Origin of the sequence: Halorhodospira sp. 9628 (assembly GCF_022228075.1) — a bacterium.
Classification (GTDB): Bacteria; Pseudomonadota; Gammaproteobacteria; order Nitrococcales; family Halorhodospiraceae; genus Halorhodospira; species Halorhodospira halophila_A.
Window position 1 is genome coordinate 172,027 of record NZ_JAJNRF010000001.1, and the last position, 21,097, is coordinate 193,123.

The 21,097-nt window shown below is 66.5% G+C and carries 19 protein-coding genes; 4 read left to right on the forward strand and 15 right to left on the reverse strand.

Annotated features, from left to right (window positions below):
• Positions 1 to 1,467 (reverse strand): IMP dehydrogenase, encoded by a 1,467-nt coding sequence (gene guaB, locus LRG10_RS00800; RefSeq protein WP_201171214.1) that lies wholly within the window; start codon positions 1,465 to 1,467, stop codon positions 1 to 3.
• A 150-nt stretch (positions 1,468 to 1,617) separates the two neighbouring features.
• Between guaB and xseA the strand changes: the two genes are divergently transcribed.
• From xseA to LRG10_RS00815, 3 genes are read left to right on the forward strand one after another with little or no spacing between them, the layout of a single operon-like run.
• On the forward strand, positions 1,618 to 2,994 hold the full coding sequence (gene xseA, locus LRG10_RS00805) for an exodeoxyribonuclease VII large subunit (RefSeq protein ID WP_201242946.1): 1,377 nt from the start codon (positions 1,618 to 1,620) through the stop codon (positions 2,992 to 2,994).
• On the forward strand, positions 2,984 to 3,817 hold the full coding sequence (locus LRG10_RS00810; RefSeq protein ID WP_238632509.1) for a peptidoglycan DD-metalloendopeptidase family protein: 834 nt from the start codon (positions 2,984 to 2,986) through the stop codon (positions 3,815 to 3,817). Before xseA ends, LRG10_RS00810 begins: the two co-directional genes overlap by 11 nt.
• A gap of 28 nt (positions 3,818 to 3,845) precedes the next feature.
• Complete coding sequence (locus LRG10_RS00815; RefSeq protein WP_238634428.1) at positions 3,846 to 5,030, forward strand: acetyl-CoA C-acetyltransferase; 1,185 nt, start codon at positions 3,846 to 3,848, stop codon at positions 5,028 to 5,030.
• A 121-nt stretch (positions 5,031 to 5,151) separates the two neighbouring features.
• Here the strand turns inward: LRG10_RS00815 and LRG10_RS00820 are convergent, their stop codons facing one another.
• The 3 genes from LRG10_RS00820 to LRG10_RS00830 form a co-directional block, all read right to left on the reverse strand.
• On the reverse strand, positions 5,152 to 6,105 hold the full coding sequence (locus LRG10_RS00820; RefSeq protein ID WP_238632510.1) for a glutathione S-transferase family protein: 954 nt from the start codon (positions 6,103 to 6,105) through the stop codon (positions 5,152 to 5,154).
• Between the two features lie 101 nt (positions 6,106 to 6,206).
• On the reverse strand, positions 6,207 to 6,788 hold the full coding sequence (locus LRG10_RS00825) for a hypothetical protein (RefSeq protein ID WP_238634433.1): 582 nt from the start codon (positions 6,786 to 6,788) through the stop codon (positions 6,207 to 6,209).
• A 108-nt stretch (positions 6,789 to 6,896) separates the two neighbouring features.
• Positions 6,897 to 7,481, reverse strand: a complete 585-nt coding sequence (locus LRG10_RS00830) for a DUF4175 domain-containing protein (RefSeq protein ID WP_238634435.1) — start codon at positions 7,479 to 7,481, stop codon at positions 6,897 to 6,899.
• Positions 7,482 to 7,750: 269 nt separating this feature from the next.
• Here LRG10_RS00830 and LRG10_RS00835 point away from each other — a divergent pair, with 269 nt between their 5' ends.
• A complete protein-coding gene (locus LRG10_RS00835) occupies positions 7,751 to 8,497 on the forward strand; it encodes a glutathione peroxidase (protein ID WP_201171231.1) in 747 nt (248 codons plus the stop codon).
• A 75-nt stretch (positions 8,498 to 8,572) separates the two neighbouring features.
• On the opposite strand, the gene LRG10_RS00840 is transcribed toward LRG10_RS00835, so the two are convergent.
• From LRG10_RS00840 to LRG10_RS00890, 11 genes are all read right to left on the reverse strand, one after another.
• Positions 8,573 to 9,256 carry a TIGR04219 family outer membrane beta-barrel protein gene (locus LRG10_RS00840; protein WP_201171234.1) on the reverse strand — a complete coding sequence of 228 codons (684 nt, stop codon included), beginning with the start codon at positions 9,254 to 9,256 and terminating at the stop codon, positions 8,573 to 8,575.
• An 80-nt stretch (positions 9,257 to 9,336) separates the two neighbouring features.
• Entirely contained in the window at positions 9,337 to 10,896 is a 1,560-nt protein-coding gene (locus tag LRG10_RS00845) for a SpoVR family protein (RefSeq protein WP_201171237.1), read from the reverse strand.
• Between the two features lie 55 nt (positions 10,897 to 10,951).
• Positions 10,952 to 12,232, reverse strand: coding sequence for a YeaH/YhbH family protein (locus LRG10_RS00850; protein ID WP_201171240.1), 1,281 nt, complete (start codon positions 12,230 to 12,232; stop codon positions 10,952 to 10,954).
• Between the two features lie 24 nt (positions 12,233 to 12,256).
• A complete protein-coding gene (locus LRG10_RS00855; protein WP_201242955.1) occupies positions 12,257 to 14,203 on the reverse strand; it encodes a PrkA family serine protein kinase in 1,947 nt (648 codons plus the stop codon).
• Positions 14,204 to 14,395: 192 nt separating this feature from the next.
• Positions 14,396 to 15,367, reverse strand: coding sequence for a cysteine synthase A (locus tag LRG10_RS00860; RefSeq protein ID WP_201171245.1), 972 nt, complete (start codon positions 15,365 to 15,367; stop codon positions 14,396 to 14,398).
• A 142-nt stretch (positions 15,368 to 15,509) separates the two neighbouring features.
• Complete coding sequence (gene secF, locus LRG10_RS00865) at positions 15,510 to 16,472, reverse strand: protein translocase subunit SecF (protein ID WP_201242956.1); 963 nt, start codon at positions 16,470 to 16,472, stop codon at positions 15,510 to 15,512.
• A gap of 2 nt (positions 16,473 to 16,474) precedes the next feature.
• Positions 16,475 to 18,331 carry a protein translocase subunit SecD gene (gene secD / locus LRG10_RS00870; RefSeq protein WP_238634436.1) on the reverse strand — a complete coding sequence of 619 codons (1,857 nt, stop codon included), beginning with the start codon at positions 18,329 to 18,331 and terminating at the stop codon, positions 16,475 to 16,477.
• Positions 18,332 to 18,334: 3 nt separating this feature from the next.
• Positions 18,335 to 18,676, reverse strand: coding sequence for a preprotein translocase subunit YajC (gene yajC / locus LRG10_RS00875; protein WP_201171261.1), 342 nt, complete (start codon positions 18,674 to 18,676; stop codon positions 18,335 to 18,337).
• A gap of 17 nt (positions 18,677 to 18,693) precedes the next feature.
• On the reverse strand, positions 18,694 to 19,059 hold the full coding sequence (yajC, locus tag LRG10_RS00880) for a preprotein translocase subunit YajC (protein ID WP_201171264.1): 366 nt from the start codon (positions 19,057 to 19,059) through the stop codon (positions 18,694 to 18,696).
• Positions 19,060 to 19,142: 83 nt separating this feature from the next.
• A complete protein-coding gene (tgt, locus tag LRG10_RS00885) occupies positions 19,143 to 20,255 on the reverse strand; it encodes a tRNA guanosine(34) transglycosylase Tgt (RefSeq protein WP_238634654.1) in 1,113 nt (370 codons plus the stop codon).
• Between the two features lie 116 nt (positions 20,256 to 20,371).
• A complete protein-coding gene (locus LRG10_RS00890) occupies positions 20,372 to 21,019 on the reverse strand; it encodes a carbonic anhydrase (RefSeq protein ID WP_201171251.1) in 648 nt (215 codons plus the stop codon).
• Between the last annotated feature and the right edge of the window lie 78 nt (positions 21,020 to 21,097).

A 21,097-nucleotide genomic window follows, 5' to 3' on the forward strand; every position in this document is an offset into this window, starting at 1 on the left:
TTACTCGACGCGGTAGTTGGGCGCTTCCTTGGTGATGGTCACGTCGTGGACGTGGCTCTCACGCATGCCGGCGCCGGTGATGCGGGCGAACTGCGGCCGTGTACGCATCTCCTCCATGGTGGCGCAGCCGACGTAACCCATGCTGGCCCGGATCCCGCCGATGAGCTGGTTGACGATGGTGACCATGCTCCCCTTGTAGGGCACCCGGCCCTCGATCCCCTCGGGGACAAGCTTGTCCACCGACTGCGACCCCTCCTGGAAGTAGCGATCAGCACTCCCCTGGCTACCGGACATGGCCCCGAGGGACCCCATCCCGCGGTAGGCCTTGTAGGAACGCCCCTGGTAGAGCTCCACTTCGCCCGGCGCCTCTTCGGTACCGGCCAGCAGGCTGCCGATCATGACCGTGTGCGCCCCGCTGGCCAGCGCCTTGGCGGCATCCCCGGAGAAGCGGACGCCGCCATCGGCGATCAGCGGTACGTCGGTCCCGGCCAGCGCCTGGGAGACGTTGGAAATCGCCGTCACCTGGGGCACCCCGACCCCGGCCACAACGCGGGTGGTACAGATCGAACCCGGGCCGATGCCCACCTTAACGGCGTCGGCACCGGCCTCGGCCAGCGCCCTCGCCGCATCGCCGGTGGCGATGTTCCCGGCCACCACCTCGACATCGGGGTAGTGCCGTTTGACCCAGCGGACCCGGTCCATGACCCCGCGGGAGTGACCGTGGGCGGTATCCACCACGAGGACATCCACCCCCGCAGCGGCCAACGCCTCGGCGCGCTCTTCGGTGCCCTCACCGACCCCGACAGCGGCGCCGGCCCGCAGACGGCCGTGCTCGTCCTTGCAGGCATTGGGGAAGTCCTGGCTTTTCTGGATGTCCTTGACGGTGATCATGCCGCGCAGGCGGAAGGCGTCATCGACCACCAGGATCTTCTCGATGCGGTGCTGATGCAGCTTGCTCAGCACCTCGTCGCGCTCAGCCCCCTCGCGCACCGTGACCAACCGCTCCTTCGGCGTCATGGCCACGGAGACCGGCTCGCTGACCCGGCTCTCGAAGCGCAGGTCACGCCCGGTCACGATGCCGACGAGCTCCTCACCGTCGACCACCGGGACCCCCGAAATGCCGTGCTGGCGCGTGAGCTTGAGCACCTCGCCAATGGTCATGAAGGGCGAGACAGTGATCGGCTCCTTGATGATCCCGCTCTCGAACTTCTTGACCCGGCGCACCTCGGCGGCCTGTTGCTCGACGGTCATGTTCTTGTGGATGATGCCCAGCCCGCCTTGCTCGGCCAGGGCAATGGCCAGTCGCGCCTCGGTGACGGTATCCATGGCTGCGGACACCAGCGGGACGTTAACCTGAATTCGGCGCGTCAGCGGAGTGCTCAGATCCACATCCCGAGGGAGCACGTGCGATTCAGCGGGAAGGAGAAGAACGTCATCGAAAGTCAGGGCTTCCTGGGCGATTCGCATGGTGTCGGGACCTCGGGCGGAGACGCTGTCTGAAGATGGAAAAGAGCAGTGTATTTTACGGTGCAGCAGCACCCCCACTCAACAAACTTCCCATGGGCGATAGCGGCGTGTAGGTTGTAATCAGCCAACGGGAGCGAGCCGCCGCCGAGTATGGAGCGCCGCAGCGACGATATCGCCGTCTACAGCCCCTCGCAGCTCAACCAGGAGGTGCGGGGCATGCTCGAGACGGTCCTGCCGTCCATCTGGGTCGAGGGCGAAATCTCGAACCTGGCCCGGCCCTCATCCGGGCACCTGTATTTCACGCTTAAGGATGCCAGTGCCCAGGTCCGCTGTGCGCTGTTCCGCGGCCGCGCCTCGGCGCTTCGGCACCGGCCCGCCGACGGCGACCAGATCCGCGTCCGCGCCAAGGCCAGCCTCTATCCCGCCCGCGGCGAGTTTCAGCTGGTCATCGAGCACCTCGAGCCGGCCGGCGAGGGGGCCCTGCAGCGCGCCTTCGAAGCGCTCAAGCAGCGCCTGGGCGCCGAGGGATTGTTCGACGCGGCAAGCAAGCGCCCCCTGCCCCGCCTGCCGCGCCGGCTCGGGGTCATCACCTCGCCGACCGGCGCCGCCATCCGCGATGTGCTGCAGGTGCTGCAGCGGCGCTTCCCGGCGCTGCCGGTGCTGGTCTACCCGGTACCGGTCCAGGGCGATGCTGCCGCACCGGCCATCGTCCGGGCCCTGGAGCTCGCCGGCCGCCGGTGCGAGGTCGATACCCTGCTGCTGACCCGGGGCGGCGGCTCGCTGGAAGATCTCTGGCCCTTCAATGAAGAGTCGGTGGCCCGGGCGATCCGCGCCTGTCCGATCCCGGTCGTCAGTGCGGTGGGCCACGAGGTGGATGTCACCATCGCCGACCTGGCGGCGGACCTGCGCGCGCCGACCCCCTCGGCCGCCGCCGAGACCCTGTCACCGGACCGGCACGCCTGGCAGGAGCGACTCGAGCGCATCGGCCACCGCCTGGAGACCGCCGCGCGAAGGCGCCTCGGCCGCGACGCCGAACAGCTGGCGGCGCTCCAGCGCCGGCTGGCAGCACAGCACCCGGGACGGCGGCTGCGCGACCGGGCGCAACGCCTCGACGAGCTGGAGAGTCGGCTACACCGCCTGGGCCGACAGGCCCTCGAGATGCGGGGTGCACGGCTTGAAACCGCCAGGCAGCGGCTTCAGGTCCAGGATCCACGCCGGCGCACGGCCCACGAGCGCCGGCGGATCGAAGAGCTGGCGCAGCGGCTGCGTCAGTCCGTGCGTGGCCGGCTGGAGGCCTCGCAGCAGCGCCTCGGCACCGCCTCCCGTGCCCTGCACGCGGTCAGCCCTCTTGCCACGCTGGAGCGCGGCTACGCGGTGGTGCAGCGGGTGCAGGACGGCGCCATCCTGCGCCAGGCCGAAGCCGTGGAGGTGGGCGAGCGCATCCGTGCCCGCCTGGCGCACGGGGCGCTAGACTGTCGGGTCGAAGCCAGACGCACCACGGAGGACCCGTTGCCCGATGCCGACTGAATCCTTGCTCCCCCGCGTCGGAAAAGCAGTCACGGCACTCGCCGCCGCGGTCGGGCTGCTGCTGGCCTCTGCGCTGCAGGCCGCCCCATTGCCCGACTGGCCCGTCCCCGGCGGCGTGGCACGGGTTGATCTGGAGACCGACAGGCGGCCGGGCGATGTACGCTATGACGACGAGCCGGTGATGGTGCGCTCCACGCCGGAAGGCTGGCAGGCGGTGGTGGGGATCGGCCTGGACGCCGACCCTGGAACCCACACCCTCAAGGTGGATGGGACCCCGCACACCTTCGAAGTCGAGCCCATCGACTACGAGGAGCAGCACCTGACCATCGACGACGAAGACATGGTCACACCCCCCGAGGAGACGCTGGAGCGCATCTGGGCCGAACAGCGCGAGATCCGAGCCGCCTTTCGCAGCCGCGAGGTCGACACCCAGCCGCGGCTGCACCTGCACACCCCGGTCGCAGAGCACCGGGTTTCGGCCACGTTCGGGCTGCGGCGTTTTCTCAACGGCCAACCCCGCAATCCGCACAATGGCCTCGACATGGCCGCCCCCACCGGCACGCCCATCGAGGCGGCCGAGGCCGGCCGCGTGGTGCAGACCGGAGACTACTACTTCAACGGCAAGACCGTGTTCATCGACCACGGCGCCGGCCTGGTCACCATGTACTGCCACCTGGACGAGATGGACGTCGAAAAGGGCCAGTGGGTAGAGCGTGGCGAGGCAATCGGAACCGTCGGGGAGACCGGACGGGTGACCGGGCCTCATCTGCACCTGAGCGTCATCCTCAACGGCAACACCGTTGACCCCAACCTATTCCTTTAGGACCAACGCGATCGAGAAAGGAGGCATCATGTCCCAGCGTCGAGTCGTCATCTGCTCGCCCACTCGCACACCCATCGGGACGTTCGGCGGGGCCCTCAAGACCGTCCCCGCACCGGATCTCGGTGCCACTGCTATCCGCGGGACACTGGAACGCTCCGGCCTCGACCCGGCGGCCGTGGATACCGTGGTCATGGGCAACGTGATCCAGGCCGGCTGCAAGATGAACCCGGCCCGCCAGGCCTCGATCAATGGCGGTGTCCCCGCCGAGACGCCGGCGCTGACGGTCAACCGCGTCTGCGGCTCCGGCGCCCAGGCCATCGCCAACGCCTTCCAGGAGGTGGCACTTGGCTTCGCCGAAACCGCTGTCGCTGGCGGCATGGAGAACATGGACCGCGCCCCCTACCTGCTGATGCAGGGCCGCTACGGCTACCGCCTCGGCCACCAGCAGATCCTCGACGCCGTGCTCAGCGACGGCCTGAACGACGCCTTCTCCGACCAGCACTCGGGCTGGCATACCGAGGATCTGGCCGAGCAGTATCAGATCACCCGGCAGGAACAGGACGAATGGGCCCTGCGCTCGCAGCAACGCTTCAGCACCGCCCAGTCCGCCGGCCACTTCGAGGCGGAGATCACCCCGGTGGACGTGCCCGGCCGCAAGGGGCCCACGCGCTTCGAGACCGATGAGCACAACCGCGGCGACACCACCCTCGAGGGCCTGCAGAAGCTGCGCCCGGCCTTCCGCAAGGAGGGCACCATCACCGCCGGCAACGCCCCTGGCGTCAACACCGGGGCCGCAGCCATGGTGGTCGCCGAGGAGGATGCCGCCCGTCAGCACGGACTCACGCCAGCAGCGCGGCTGGTGGCCTACGGCGTCGGCGGGGTCGAGCCGGGGATGTTCGGGATCGGCCCGGTACCGGCGGTCAGGCAGTGCCTGCAGCGCGCCGGCTGGTCCACCGATGAGGTGGGGCGCTGGGAGATCAACGAGGCCTTCGCGGCCATCGCCATCGCCGTCACCCGGGACCTAGGTCTCGATCCGGAGCGGGTTAACGTCGAGGGCGGCGCGGTGGCACACGGCCACCCGATCGGTGCCACCGGCGCGGTGCTCACCACCCGACTGATCCACGCCATGCAGCGCGACGGTGTGGACAAGGGCGTGGTCACCATGTGTATCGGCGGCGGCCAAGGGGTGGCCCTGGCCATCGAGCGGATGTAAGGCCCCCCCCCGGACGCCGATCCCCGTCGGCCGATGGCCGTCGGGGACGGAAACGCAGCAAGCCCCGCGGTGCGCGAGCACCCGGGGCTTTTTTGCATCCTCCGGCCGGACTACGGCTCGGCTACACCGCCTCTCGGCCGTGGGGGGCGTCCAGATCCAACCGCGGCATGCGCGCCACCAGGCCGGTGGGATTGAGAAAGGCGTGGCTCCGGTAGTAATGGTGGCGGATGTGGTCGAAATCCGTGGTCTCGCCGAACGCCGGCATCTGGTAGAGCTCACGCAGGTAGCCCATCAGGTTCGGGTATTCACGGATCTGGCGCTGCGAGCACTTGAAGTGCACGGCATAGACGGCGTCGAAACGGATCAGCGTCGTGTACAGACAGATATCCGCCTCGGTGAGCCGGTCCCCGCAAAGATAGCGCTGCCGGCCCAGCACCTCCTCCCAGTGGTCCAGGGCCGCGTAAAGGGCATCGGCGGCTTCTTCGTAGGCCTGCTGGCTACCGGCGAAGCCGCAGCGGTAGACGCCATTGTTGATGGGCTGGTAGATGGCGTCGATGGCCGCATCCACGGCCTCGATGCGATCCGCCGGGGCCAGATCCACGTCGTTACCGGCCAACGCCTCGAAGCGGTGATCGAACATGCGAAGCAGGTCCCGGGACTCGTTGTTGACCAGCGTGCCCTCCCGGCAGTCCCACAGTGCCGGCACGGTCACCCGGCCATTGGCGCGAGGCTCGGCGGCGGTGTAGACCTGATGGAGGTAGTCCGCCCGGTGGATCGGGTCGCCGGTGGCACCAGGGAAGTCGTCGCGCAGCTCCCAGCCATTCTCCAGCATCAGCGGGTGCACCACCGAGACCGAGATCACCGGCTCGAGACCCTTCAGCCGACGGGCGACAAGCACCCGATGCGCCCAGGGGCAAGCCAGGGAGACATACAGATGGTAGCGGCCCGCCTCCGGCGCGAAACGCCCGCCTGGCTCGATCCACTCCCGAAACCGACTCACGTCGCGCTGAAAGCGGCCGGTCTCGTCCCGCTTGTACGACTCCTGCGTCCATTGCCCATCCACCAGCAAGCCCATCTTCCCTCCGGGGCGGCCTCGGCACCGCCTTGGCTGCTAAAAAAAAGGCGGGATGACCACGCTGGTCACCCCGCCCACTCATCCCGGGAGCGTTGCTCCCCTTACTCCAGGCCTTCCGGGACCTGCTGCTGCATACCTTCCTGAACGCGCCGCTGGAGCTCCTCGAGTTCTGACATGAGTTCGGCCGTCTCGGGGTAGTCTTCCTCCATGGCCGAGAGCAGATCCTCTTGGAACTCGCGCATGTCGCGCTCCATGCTTTCGCGGAAATCGTCGTCGCGCATGGCTTCCTGCTGCTCCTGCTGGAGCTGCATCTGCGCTTCGTGGAACTCCTCGGCCAGCTCCTGCTGCTCCTCCTGGGAGACGTCCCCGGCCTCGAAGCGCTCGTAGATCTCCTGCATGCGCGCATAGTGGCGCTCGGGATCGTAGCCAAGATCCTCCATTTTGGCCGTGGCGCGCTCCTCCAGGTGACGCTGCTTCTCCTGGAGTTCGTCGCTGGCCTCGAAGGTCTCCTGCTGGATCTGCCCCAGCTGCCGCTGCAGCTCCTGGAGCCGCTGCTGCGCCTCCATCAATTCCGCGTCCTGGGCCCCGGGGGCCTGTTGCTCGCCCCCCTGAGCCAGCGAGGCCTGCAGCGGGGCTGCGGCAATGAGCAACGCCAGGAGCGCCGCCGTCGTCGTGCGAATCATTGGTGAACTCCCTTAGCTATTCCCACCACGGAAGCGGCCCGGTCGCCCCCGCGCTTGTCCATGGTAGCACTCGAGGACGACGGCGCACCTGTTTCCCCGAGATGCCGTTTACTGAGGCATCTCGCCCTCAGGCATCGGCTGCTCACCGCCCATGCCCTGCTGCATCTCGGCCTGCAGCTCCTCCATCTCCTGCATCAGGGCCTCGGCCTCGGGGTTCTCGTCATACATGGTGTCGATCAGGTCCTGCTCCAGCTGCTGGCGATCCTCCTGCCACGGCTGGACGAAGTCCTCATCCTGCATGGCCTCCTGCTGGGCCTGCTGCAGCTCCATGTGGATCTCCTGATCCTCCTGCATGCGCTGCTGGACCTCTTCCTGGGACATCTCGCCGGAGTGCATGGCCTCCATGGTCTCCTCCAAGCGCTCGATGTCCTGGCGGACGTTGTCGTAGCCCATGTCCTCCATCTGATCCAGCAACCGGTCGTCCAGCTCCTCGGCGCGCTCTTCCAGCTCCGGGTTGGACTCGAGGGTGTCCTGCTGCATCTGACCCAGCTGCTGCTGGATCTCCTGCATGCGCTGCTGGCCCTCGGACATCTGCGGCTGCATGCCCTGGCCGCCCTCCGGAGCCATCTGAGCGTAGGCCCCCGAGGTGGCGAGCATCAGCACGAGCGCGGAAGCGGCAGTCTTGCGGAACATATACAACTCCTCATCAAACGGGTTCGGTGCGTTGAAACCGTCGCAACGGCCTTACCCCGGCTGACAGCATCCCGGGGTGGATGGTTCCGGGATAGCGGCACCGAATCCCTCTCCGGCGGACACCGTCGCAAACCGTGCAGCCCCCCATACGGCGCGTATCAGGACTTGAGGCATCTTGTATCAGTTTTTCTTATTGCAACGCCCGGACCGCTGCCGACAGAATATGGGTAGTTTTGATCTGTTCTTATTCCAGAACCAAGGAGGCAACGATGTCGCACCCGATGGAAGGACAGCCTGTCCCGCGTGTCACCTTCCGGACCCGCGTAAACGGCGAGTGGCAGGACGTCAAGACCGACGAGCTGTTCAAGGGCAAAACGGTGGTGGTGTTCGCCCTGCCGGGGGCTTTCACTCCGACCTGCTCCTCCACCCACCTGCCGCGCTACAACGAGCTGGCGCCGGTGCTCTGGGACAACGGCGTAGATGACATCGTCTGCCTTTCGGTCAACGACGCGTTCGTGATGGAGGAGTGGCGGCGGGATCAGCACGCCGAGAACGTCACCTTCATCCCCGACGGCAACGGGGAGTTCACCGAAGGCATGGGCATGCTGGTGGACAAGAACGACCTGGGCTTCGGCAAGCGCTCCTGGCGCTACGCGATGCTGGTCCGCGACGGCGTCATCGAGAAGATGTTCGTCGAGCCGGAGAAGCCCGGCGACCCGTTCGAAGTCTCCGACGCCGACACCATGCTGCGCCACATCAACCCGGATGCACCACACCCGTCTTTTGTGACCCTGTTCAGCAAGCCGGGGTGTCCGCACTGTTCCCGCGCCAAGGCGCTGCTCGAGGAGCACGGCTACGACTACGAGGAGATCTGCCTCGGCGAGGGCATCACCACCCGCTCGGTACGGGCAGCCACCGGCTCGGGCACAGTGCCGCAGGTGTTGATCGACGGGCGTCTGGTCGGCGGTGCCGACGATCTGGAGGCGCGACTGGGGCGGGCCCGCTCGGCGGCCTGATCCGGCTGCGGCCGTGTCAGAAGACCCGGGGCGGCCCCGCGCTGCCCCGGGTCTTTTATTGCGTCGGCATCCGGCCTAGAAACGCAGGAAGGCGCCGGCGTACGGTCCGCTGAAGTCCACGTCCAGGGTCACGTCACTGAAGTCGTCCATGTCCACCGAGAACTCCCGATAGCCAAGCATCGCCCCCGTGTACCAGCGCCGGTAGACCAAGTGGGCGCGGAAGTCCGTGATCGAATGATCCCCCACCGGCAGCGTCTGCAAAGAGCCCTCGAAACCGATCCGCGAGCCGGGGATATCCACACCCACCCGGCCGAAGAACATCGGCAGGGTGCCGGAGAGCGAGGTGTCCACCCCCGCATTCGCGGCACGCACCTCACCATCGAAGTGGCGCGCGGTGACACCCACATCGATGTCCACCATCGGCAGCGGCAGCGGCGACCAGAACAGGGTCAGGTCCGTGTGGTCGAGGTTGACCACGGTGCTCCCGGTCCCGTCCTGCTCGAGATGGGTCCGCTCCAAGCGGACGCTGGGCACACCGGGGAGGATGTGATCCCACTCGAACCAGAGGTTCCAGTCCCGATCGCTGTCGAGGTCGATGTCATCCCCCTCGACGTCTTCGCCAAGAATCTCCCCTTCCGGGTCGTGGAACCAGAGATTCGCACCGCCGGAGATGCCCATGATCCCGCCGGTGGCGTGCGCGGCCCCGGCTCCGAGAACCAGCGCCGCCGCCGTGAATCCACTGAGTAGGGTTCGCCGCATGCGTTACTCCTGCACTGTCAAAAGCTTTGCCCTGAGCATACCACCCCGCCGCAGCCGCCCCAATCGGCGTCCGCCGCCCTTCAGGCCACCGGATCCGCGGGGGACATCTGGGGAAACTCGTTGATCACCCGTTCCGTCTCCGGGTCCACCTCGTAGAGCTTCACATCGTAGCCCCAGAGGTTGGCCAGGTGCCGCAGCACCGCCGTGGCCTCGCCCTTGTCCAGGATGACCCCGTCGCTGACCCGGTGCTCGAGCACCAGGGTCCGGTCCCCGGCCAGATCCACGTCCACCACCTGGATATCCGGTTCCAGCCGGGCCACGTCGTGGCGCTGCGCCAGTGAGCGCCGCACCGCCCGGTAGCCGGCATCGTCGTGGATCGCGTCGACCACCAACTCGGGCTCGTCGGCGTCGTCGTGGACCCGGAAGAGACGGAAATCGCGGATGACCCGGGGGCTGAGGAACTGCAGGATGAAGCTCTCGTCGCGGTACTCCTGCCAGGCGTGGTGCCAGACACCGAGCCAGTCCCCGCTGCCGGCCACCTCCGGGAACCAGCGCCGGTCCTCGTCGGTGGGATCGGTGGCCATGCGCCGGAGATCCTCCAGAATGGCGAACCCGAGAGCGTAGGGATTGATGCCCGAGTAGCGCGGATCGTCGAACTCCGGCTGGAAGACCACGCTGGTGTGGCTGTGCAGGAACTCCAGAAAGGCGCCGTCGGTCAACTGCCCGTTCTCGTGGAGCCGGTTCATGATGTAGTAGTGCACTGCCGTGGCGCAGCCCTCGTTCATCACCTTGGTCTGCTTCTGCGGATAGAAGTACTGCGCCACATTGCGCACGATGCGCAGCACCTCCCTCTGCCAGTGCTCCAGGCGCGGCGCGCGCTTTTCGAGGAAGTACAGGAGGTTCTCCTCCGGCAGCCCCAGCCGCTGCATACGCAGCTCCACCGGGTCCGCGCCGCCGGGCAGCTCGCCGTCCGGATCCGTGGGCACGGTGCGCCAGAGATCGTTGTAGGTCTGCTCCTCGTAGCGAATCCGCTCGATCTCGCGGTCGCGCTCCTCGCGCAGGCTACGCGTCTGCGGCTTGGGGTAGCGGTGCACCCCCTGGCTCATCAGGGCGTGGGCGGCGTCGAGCACCCGCTCGACCGCCTGCACCCCGTAGCGCTCCTCGCACTCGGCGATGTAGCCCTTGGCGAAATCCAGGTAGTCGAGAATGCCCTCGGCGTCGGTCCACTCCCGAAAGAGGCGGTTGTTCTTGAAGAAGTGGTTGTGGCCGAAGGCGGCGTGGGCCACCACCAGCGTCTGCATGGTGAGCGTGTTCTCCTCCATGATGTAGGAGATGCACGGCTTCGAGTTGATGACGATCTCGTAGGCGAGCCCGGTGTAGCCCTTGCGATAGAGCATTTCGTCCCGGGCGAAGTGCTTGCCGAAGGACCAATGCCGATAAAACAGCGGCATCCCCATCGAGGCGTAGGCGTCGAGCATCTGCTCGGAGCTGATGACCTCGATCTGGTTGGGATAGATGTCGAGCTTGAGCTCCTCGCGGGCAATCCGCTCGATGGCGTCGTAGACGCGCATCACATCGCGGTAATCCCAGTCGAGGCCGGTGAACAGGGGTTTTTGCTGAACCGCCGCATTCGATGCCATCGGGATCCTCTCCAGTCTCTGAGGGTTCAGGGGGTCAAGGTTCAGCGCTCAGGGTTCAAGCCTTCAGTTCAGCCGGCGTGAAGAGGTCCCGGAACACCGGGAAGATGTCTCCGCGGGTCTGCACCCGGCGCATGGCCAGGGGCGACTCCCCGCGGGCCAGCCGGTCGTAGGCCCGCCACAGGTCCGACGGGACATGGAAGGCCTGCCCGCCACCCACCTCGATGTAGGCGAAGTACTGGCACAGGGGAAGGATCCCGTCGGCCATCAGCCGGGTGGTGGCCGGGTTGTCCGCGGGGGTGTTATCCCCGTCCGAGGCCTGCGCCCCGTAGATGTTCCAGTCGTTGACGGGATAACGGTCCTCGATGATGTCACGCATCATCGTCAGCGCCGGCGAGACCAACGTCCCCCCAGTCTCGCGGGAGTAGAAGAAGGTGTCCTCGTCGACCTCCTGCGCGATGTGGGTATGGCGGATGAAGACGATATCCACATGGCGGTAACGGCGCTCGAGGAAGAGGTAGAGGAGCATGAAGAACCGCTTGGCAAGATCCTTCATGTCCTCGGTCATGGAGCCGGAGACGTCCATCAGGCAGAACATCACCGCCTGGGAGATCGGCTGCGGAACGTGGTCAAAGCGGTTATAGCGGATGTCGACCGGATCGATGTAGGGGATCGCCCGGGACCGCTCCTGTTTGCTTCGGCGGAGCTCGATGAGTTCGCGCAGCCGCTCCGGCTCGGCACCGGAGCGCTCCAGACGATCAATCTCCTCGTCCAGGGCCTGCAGATCCTCCCCCTTGGGGCGGCGCAGGGCAATGCGCCGTGACAGGGAGTTGCGCATGGTCCGCTCGACGTTGAGGTTCGAGGGGGAGCCGCTGACCGAATAGCCCGCGCGCTGCTGGGTGTACTGCTCGGTCTTCTTGACCTGGCGCTTGACCAGATCCGGCAACTCCAGGCCCTCGAAGAAGAGGTCGAGGAACTCGTCGCGGCTGACAGCAAAGGTGAACTCGTCTTCCCCCTCGCCGTCGGGGCTACCCTCGCGCCCGCCACCACTGCCCTGCCCTTCGGGGCGCGGAATGGTATCGCCGACCACGTACTCCTTGTTGCCGGGAACCACGTGCTCGCGCACCCCGCGGTCGGCGGCCTTGCGAAAGCTCGGCTCGTGGAGGCCGTCGGCGGGGATGGTGATCTGCTCCCCACCGGCCACGTCGGTCACCTTGCGCCGGCCGGAAGCCTCGTTGACGGCATCCAGCACCTGGCGCTTGGCCCGTCTGAGGAAACGCTGGCGGTTGGCCAGGCTCTTGCCCTTCGGATTGCGGCGCCGGTCGATGATATTGACCAAGGACGCACCCCCCTTCTTGCCGGATCAGCCGGCCTGCTTGACGCGCATGTACCACTCCACCAGGCGTCTCACCTGGCGCTCGGTGTAGCCCCGCTCGACCATCCGCCGGACGAACTCGCTGTGCTTGCGCTCCGTCTCCGAGTCGCCCTTGGTGGTAAAGCTGATCACCGGCAGCAGATCCTCCACCTGACTGAACATCCGCTTCTCGATGACCTCGCGGATCTTCTCGTAGGAGGTCCAGCTCGGCATCTGCCCGCCCTGCTGCGCCTTGGCACGCAGCGCGAACTTGACCACCTCATTGCGGAAGTCCTTCGGATTGGCGATGCCCGCCGGCTTCTCGATCTTAGTCAGCTCCTGGTTCAGCGCCTGGCGGTCCATCAGCTGCCCGGTGTCGGGATCTTTGAAGTCCTGGTCCTCGATCCAGGCATCGGCATACCCCACGTAGCGCTCGAAGAGGTTCTGACCGAAATCATCGTAGGACTCCAAATACGCCTTCTGGATCTCGTTGCCGATGAACTCCGCATACCGCGGGGCCAGCTCGGCCTTGATGATCTCCAGGTACTTGCGCTCGGTCTCCTCCGGGAACTGCTCGCGCTTGATGTTCTGCTCGAGCAGGTACAGCAGGTGGACCGGGTCAGCGGCCACTTCCTCGGTCTCGTAGTTGAAGGTCTGCGAGAGGACCTTGAAGGCGAAGCGCGTCGAGATCCCGTCCATCCCTTCGTTGACCCCGGCCTGGTCCCGGTACTCCTGCATCGACTTCGCCTTGGGATCCGTCTCCTTGAGGCTCTCGCCGTCGTAGATCCGCATCTTCGAGTAGAGGCTGGAGTTCTCGTGCTCCTTGAGCCGGGTGAGCACCGAGAACCGCGCCATGATCTCCAGGGTCCACGGCGCGCAGGGCGCGTCGGCGAGCTCGCTCTCCCGGATCAGCTTGTCGTAGATCTGCCGCTCCTCGGAGACGCGCAGGCAGTACGGCACCTTGATTACCGAGATCCGGTCGAGGAACGCTTCGTTGTTCTTGTTGTTGCGGAAGCTCTGCCACTCCGACTCGTTGGAGTGCGCCATGACCAGGCCGTGGAACGGGATTGCACCGATGTTCTCGGAGCCGACGTAGTTGCCCTCCTGGGTGGCCGTGAGCAGCGGATGGAGCATCTTGATCGGCGCCTTGAACATCTCCACGAACTCGAGGATGCCCTGGTTGGCGCGGTTGAGGCCGCCGGAGTAGCTGTAGGCATCCGTATCGTTCTGGCTGTAGAGCTCCAGCTTGCGGATGTCCACCTTGCCCACCAGCGAGGAGATGTCCTGGTTGTTCTCGTCGCCGGGCTCTGTCTTGGCCACCGCGATCTGCCGCAGCTTGGACGGATAGAGGCGAACCACCCGGAAGCGGTTGAGATCGCCGCCGAACTCGTCGAGGCGCTTGACCGCCCAGGGCGAGAGCAGCCCGCTGAGCTTGCGCCGCGGGATGCCGAAGCGCTCCTCCAGCTCCGGGCCGTGCTGGTCCGGATCGAAGAGCCCCAGCGGACTCTCGAAGATCGGGCTGATCTCCTCGCCGGCCTTGAGGACGTAGACCGGGTAGCGCTCCATCAGCTGCTTGAGCCGCTCGGCCAGCGAGGACTTGCCACCGCCGACCGGACCGAGGAGATAGAGGATCTGCTTGCGCTCCTCCAGCCCCTGGGCCGCGTAGTTGAGGAAACCGACCAGCCGCTCGATGGTCTCCTCCATGCCGTAGAAGTCCTCGAAGGCCGGATAGATCTTCAGGGTGCGGTTGAGGAAGATGCGCCCCAGTCGCTCATCCTTCGAGGTGTCGTAGACCTGCGGCTCACCGATCGCCGCTACCAGCCGCTCGGCCGGGGAGGCGTAGGCCATCGGGTCGTCCCGGCAGAGTTCCAGATACTCGGCCAGGGTCAGCTGCTGCTCCTGGCGGCGTTCGTAGCTGCGAGCGTAGCGGGCAATCAGGTCTTCGGCGGTATCCATATGCAGCACCCCCCTCACGGAGTCTTGAGGTGAAGTCGCGAAAGAACGAAGGCGGCTCCGTTTGATTGGACGCAAAAATGCGCACGAATGTTCCGGAAGAAAGGCGGCGCCCGGCGCAAACCGCCGGCGGGGTCGACTGGCCATGCCCCCGGACGAGACCGGGCGGCGACCGAACCACGGCAGCGGAGGGGTTCAGGCGAGTCCCCGCTCCGCCAGCCAGGCCTCGTTGAAGAGTCTCGAGTAATAGCGGCCCCCTCCATCACAGAGGATCGTCACCACCGTGTGCCCGGGACCGAGCTCCTCGGCGGCGCGGATCGCCCCGCAGACATTGACCCCCGACGAGCTGCCCAGGAACAGCCCCTCTTCCCTCAGGAGCCGGTAGACCATCGGCACCGATTCGGTATCCGGTATGCAGAACGCGTCATCGATGTCCGTATCCTGAAGATTAGCTGTTACACGGCTACTGCCAATCCCCTCGGTGATGGAATTGCCTGCCGACGGGGATGGCTCACCCTCGCGCACGAAACTATAGAGGGCGCTGCCCGCCGGGTCGGCCAAGTAGATGCGCGTATCCGGCGCGCGTTCCTTGAGCGCCCGAGAGACCCCGGCCAGGGTCCCGCCGGTTCCGGTAGCCGCCACGAAGGCGTCCACCCGGCCACCGGCCTGCGCCCAAATTTCCGGCCCGGTGGTGCGGTAATGGCCCTGGCGGTTGGCGGTGTTGTCAAACTGGTTCGCCCAGACCGCGTTGTCCATCTCTGCAGCCATGCGGCCGGCAACCTTCTGGTAGTTGCCCGGATCACGGTAGGGGGCGGCGGGTACGGTATGCACCTCGGCACCGAGGGTGCGCAGCAGGTCGATCTTCTCCTGGCTCTGCGTCTCGGGGATGACAATGACGCAGCGATAGCCGCGTGCGTTACAGATATGGGCAAGCCCGATCCCGGTATTCCCGGCGGTGCCCTCCACTACGGTCCCGCCGGGGCGCAACTCGCCGCTGCGCTCGGCGGCCTGGATGATCGCCAGCGCCGCCCGATCCTTGACGGACCCGCCCGGATTCATGAATTCAGCCTTGCCGAGGATCTCGCAGCCGGTCTCCTCGCTCAGCCTCGGCAGGCGAATCAGCGGCGTATTCCCGACCGCGCCGACGAACCCATCGCAGATCGACATGCTTGACTCCCGCTTGCTTGACTTTCCCCAATCCTCAGGGGGTGTGGGGACAGCATAGCGCGGAGCCGTCGCAGAAATCAGCGGGAAAGTTGCAGGGCTGACACACGCCGGCTCCCGGGGGGCGCCCCCGGGAGCGCAGCGGTCACGGGCGCTCGGCGGGGGGAATCGCCGATTCGTGATCCTCCTGGTCCTGTCCCTCCTTCTCAGGCGGCAGGAGGTCCTGCTTGCTCACGCCCATGGCCAGCGAGGAGGCGCTGGCGATGAAGATCGACGAGTAGGTACCAACCAGGACACCGACGAGCAACGCCATGGCGAAGCCGTGGATGATTTCGCCGCCGAGCAGCAGCAGCGAGCCGACCACCAGCAGCGTCGTGAACGAGGTTACCAGGGTCCGGGACAGTGTCTGGTTGATCGCCAGGTTCATGACGTACTCGGTGGTGCCCTTGCGCACCTTGAGGAAGTTCTCGCGGATCCGGTCGGAGACCACGATGGTGTCGTTGAGCGAGTAGCCGATGGTCGCCAGCAGCGCCGCCAGCACGGTCAGGTCGAAGGTCAGGCGGGTGAGCGAGAAGAACCCGAGGATGAGCACGATATCGTGGACCAGCGCCGCCACCGCGCCGAGGGCGAAGCGGTACTCGAAACGGAAGGCCACGTAGACCAGCACACCGCCGAGGGCGTAGAGCAGCGCCAGCAGGCCCTGCTCGGTGAGTTCACGGCCAATCTGGGGGCCGACGAACTCGACCCGCCGGAGTTCGACGCCGTCGTGGGCCTCGCGCAGCTTGGCCAGGATCTCCTCGGAGACCGCCGCCTGCTCCACGTCCTCCATCGGCGGGATGCGCACCATGATCTCGCGCGGCGAGCCGAAGTGCAGAACCTGGGCATCCGCATAATCGGTCCCCTGCAGCGCCGCCTCGACCTCGGCGACCTCCACGGACTCCTCGTAGCCGACCTCGACCAGGGTCCCGCCGGTGAAGTCGATGCCCAGATTCAGCCCCTGCCAGAGCAGCGAGCCGATGGAGAGCACCAGGAGCACCGCCGAGAGCCCGAAGCCGATACGGCGCCGGCCGAGGAAGTCGAAGTTGGGATCGTTCTTGAAGATCTCCATGGCTAGATCTTGAGCTCCGAGACCTTACGCCCGCCGTAGATCAGATTGATCACGGCCCGCGTGCCGACAATGGCGGTGAACATCGACGTGGCCAGACCGATGGCCAGCGTCACGGCGAAGCCCTGGACCGGCCCCGTGCCGAAGAGGAACAGCACCAGGGCGGCGATCAGCGTGGTGACATTGGCGTCGGCGATGGTCGACAGCGCCTTGCCGTAGCCCGCATCGATGGCGGTCTGGATCGGCGCGCCGGCCTTCAGCTCCTCACGGATGCGCTGGAAAATGAGCACATTGGCGTCCACCGCCATACCCACGGTCAGCACGATCCCGGCAATGCCCGGCAACGTCAGGGTCGCCTGGAGCATAGAGAGCACGGCGACGATAATCACCAGGTTGCTTAAAAGGGCCAGGTTGGCCACCAGGCCGAAGGTCCGGTAGTAGAGAGCCATGAAGGCGATCACCAGCAGGAAGCCGATCACCACCGCCATGAAGCCGCGCTCGACGTTTTCCGCACCCAGGCTTGGCCCGATAGTGCGCTCCTCGACGATGTCGATCGGAGCCGCCAAGGCACCGGCACGCAGCAGCAGCGCCAGGTTGCTGGCCTCTTGGCTGGAGTCCAGGCCAGTGATCCGGAAGCGGCTGCCGAGCCCCTCACGGATCCGCGCCACCGAGATCACCTCCTCGATCTCGCGGATCACCCGCTCCGGCTCGCCATCGATCATCTCGGTCTCGGAGACCCGCTCCTGGAAGAGCACGGCCATGTGATCGCCGACCCGATCCCGGGTGGCGCGATTCATGATCCGCCCGCCGGTGCCCGAGAGGCGGATGTTCACCTCCGGCGAACCACTCTCCTGATCAAAACCCGACGAGGCGTCGATGATGCGATCCCCCGAGAGGATGCGCTGGCGCTCCAGGGCCACGTAGCCGCCATCCCGCTGCGGGAAGACCTCTGCGCCCTCAGGCGGATCATCCGGGTCGCCGGTGAAAGGGAAGTTGGCGTGATCGACAAAGCGGAACTCCAGGGTCGCCGTGGCGCCGAGGATCTCCTTGGCCTGCGCCGGGTCCTGGATGCCGGGCAGCTGGACCACGATCCGATCCGCCCCCTGGCGCTGGACCACCGGCTCGGCGACGCCCAGCTCGTCAACCCGGTTGCGCAGCGTGGTGATATTCTGCTGGACCGCCAGGTCCTTCATCTCCTGAAGCTCCTCCTCGTCCATGGAGGCGATCAGGAGGTAGGCGTCTTCGTTCGTCTCCTCGCTGTAGGCGAGCCCGTCGATGTGCTCCGCAAGCGCGCTGCGGGCCCGCTCGCGCAGCTCCGAGTCCACGAAGGCCATGCGGATCTGCTGCTCGTCGGTCACCTCCAGCGCGGAGAAGCGGATCCGCTCCTCCCGGAACAGGGTCCGGATATCCTGCTGGTGCCCCTCCATGGTCTCGCCGACCATGGCGTCGATGTCCACTTGGAGCAGGAAGTGCACCCCACCGCGCAGGTCGAGCCCGAGGAACATCGGCTCGGCTCCCAAGGCCCGGAGCCATTGCGGCGTCGACGGCACGAGCGTCATCGCAACGGAGTAGTCCCGGTCGAGCTTGGCGGAGATCAGATCCGAGGCCCGCATCTGCTCGTCCGTGGAGCCGTAACGCAGCACCCACTGCCCTTCCAGCACCTCCGCCGAGAGTGGCTTGTAGCCTTCCTCCTCGAGGAAGGAGAGGACATCGGACTGGACTTCCTCGCTTGGCACCTCGTCGTCGCCGGTGGTGATCACCACCGACGGGTCCTCGCCGAAGAGGTTGGGCAGCGCGAAGAGGCCGCCGACCACCAGGACGGCGACCACCAGCAGGTATTTCCAGAGCGGATAGCGGTTCAAGAGCTACTTGCCCTTCTTGTCCTGTTCCTTGAGGGTGCCCTTGGGCATGACATTGGCCACGGCGTTCTTCTGGATCTGCAGCTGCACGCCATTGGCCACCTCGATGGTGGCAAAGGTGTCGCCCACCTCGGTGATGCGCCCCAGCGTGCCACCGTTAGTGACCACCTCATCGCCCTTGGAGAGCTCCTCGACCATCTGCCGATGCTCCTTGGCCCGCTTGGTCTGGGGGCGGATCAGCAGGAAGTAGAACAGGGCGATCATGCCCACCAGCAGGATGATGCTGAACCAGACGTTGGGCTCCTCCGGCTGCTGCTGGGCGTGCGCGGCAGAGATTAGAAAGTCCATAACGCTCTCCATGGTATTCAGTCAGTGGATTCGGTCTGGGCGTCGGTCTTGCCGCCGCGGGCCTCGTCCAAAGTGCCCTTGGGCAGGACGTGGCCGATCAAATCGCGCTTGACGTTCCACTCGACACCCTTGGCCACCTCAACACGCACGAAATCCTCGCCCAGGCGCGTGATGCGACCCAGCTCGCCCCCGCTGGTCACGACCTCATCGCCCTCGGCCAGCCCCTCGACCATCTGCTGATGCTGTTTCATGCGCTGGCGCTGCGGGCGGATCAGCAGGAAGTAGAAGACCGCCACCAGCAGGACGGTGAAGATCAGGAAAAACAGCATATCGCCCCCGCCGCCTGCCTGCTGGGCGTGGGCCGGCGAGATGAAGAAGTCCATCAACATGCGCGCATTCCCCCTTCAGAATCTGTCGGTTAGCGCATTGACACCGCCCTTCGGCGGCCCGGATGCGGCGTATTATGTCATAGGGTCGGCGGCGTTTGCCCACGCCGCGCGTAGAAATCGTCCACGAAGCCCGCCAGTGCGCCGTCGCGGATCGCCGCACGCAGGCCGGCCATCAGCTGCTGGTAGTAGTGGAGGTTGTGCAGTGTCGCCAGGCGAGCCCCGAGCATCTCGTTGCACCGCTCCAGGTGCTTGAGATAGGCCCGCGAGTAGTTGCGGCAGGTATAACAGTCGCAGACCGGGTCCACCGGCGTGGTATCCGCGCGGTAGCGGCTGTTGCGCAGCCTTACCAGTCCCTCGGAGGTGAACAAGAAACCGTTGCGTGCGTTGCGTGTAGGGATCACGCAGTCGAACATGTCCACACCGCGCCGGACGCACTCGACCAGATCCTCCGGCTTGCCCACGCCCATCAGGTAGCGCGGCCGGTCGGCCGGCAGGCACGGCTCCAGGTCCTCGAGCACGGCGTCGCGCTCCTCGCGGGGCTCACCCACCGACAGGCCGCCGATGGCGTACCCGTCGAATCCGATGTCCATCAGCCCCGCCAGCGAGGCCCGGCGCAGCTCGGGGTAGATGCCGCCCTGGACGATCCCGAACAGCGCCGCCGGATTGTCGCCATGGGCGCGGCGGCTGCGCGCCGCCCAGCGCAGCGACAGCTCCATGGAACGCTGCACCGCCTGACGCTCGGCCGGGTACGGGGGACACTCATCAAAGATCATGACGATGTCCGAGCCCAACTCGCGCTGGACGGCCATCGACTCCTCCGGCCCCATGAACACCCGGGCGCCGTCCACCGGTGAGCGAAAGTGCACCCCCTCCTCGGTGACCTTGCGCAGTTCGCCGAGGCTGTAGACCTGAAACCCGCCGGAGTCGGTGAGGATCGGCCGGTGCCAGTTCATGAAGTCGTGCAGATCGCCGTGGAGGTGGACCACTTCGGTACCGGGGCGCAGCCACAGATGGAAGGTGTTGCCGAGGATGATCTCCGCGCCCAGCTCGCGTAGCTCCTCCGGCGTCATGCCCTTGACCGTGCCGTAGGTGCCCACCGGCATGAAGGCCGGGGTCTCGATGGTCCCGCGCGGCAGATGCAGTCGTCCGCGGCGCGCCGCCCCATCCGTCGCCATACGCTCAAAGCGCAGCGCCCCGGTATCCGTCAATGCCGCATCCGCCTGCACCAGCCCCTCCAAGGTCGCCCAAAACGAAAACGGCCCAGGATAGCGATGCAGCGGCCGCAGTGCACCCGCCAGCGCCCGCGTTAGCGCTGCTCAGGTGGCGGCAGCGCCCCCGTCTCGGCCACCCCGTCAAAGAAGTGCACCGCCCCGGAGGCCAGGTCGTATTCGGCACCGACCACAGCCAACCCCTGCTCGGCGCGCAGCCGGGCGAGGATCGGCGACTCCTCGCGCAGCATCTGTGCCGCCATGCGCACGTTGGCCCGCACCGCCTCGCGGGCCAATTCCTGCGGATCGAGGGACTCGGCAAACAGCGGCTCCACCGCCGGGCGCACCCGGTCGAGGATCTTGCGCAGCCCCTCGGTGGGGGCCTCGACCTGTTCGCGCAGCGCCTCTACGGTGGCGTCGATGGCCCCGCAGCAGGAGTGGCCGAGGACCACCACCAGGCGCACGCCCAGTTTCTCGGCAGCGAACTCCAGGCTACCCATCTGCGAGGGCGCAGCGATGTTGCCGGCCACCCGGACCACGAACAGATCCCCGAGCCCTTGATCGAAGACCACCTCGGCGGGCACCCGCGAGTCGGCGCAGGAGAGGATCGCCGCAAACGGGGTCTGGCCGCGGACGAGTTGCCCGCGGCGCTCGGCATTGAACCGGTCGGGGTCACCGGGGGCATCGGCCATGAACCGCTGATTGCCTTCGATCAGCCATCCCAGGGCCTGAGCGGGATCCACCATCGGGAAGCTCCTTATGTTCTAACGTTTGCCCGTGTACCGCATCGCGCGGCACCCGATACTACGGCACGGCGAAGGCTT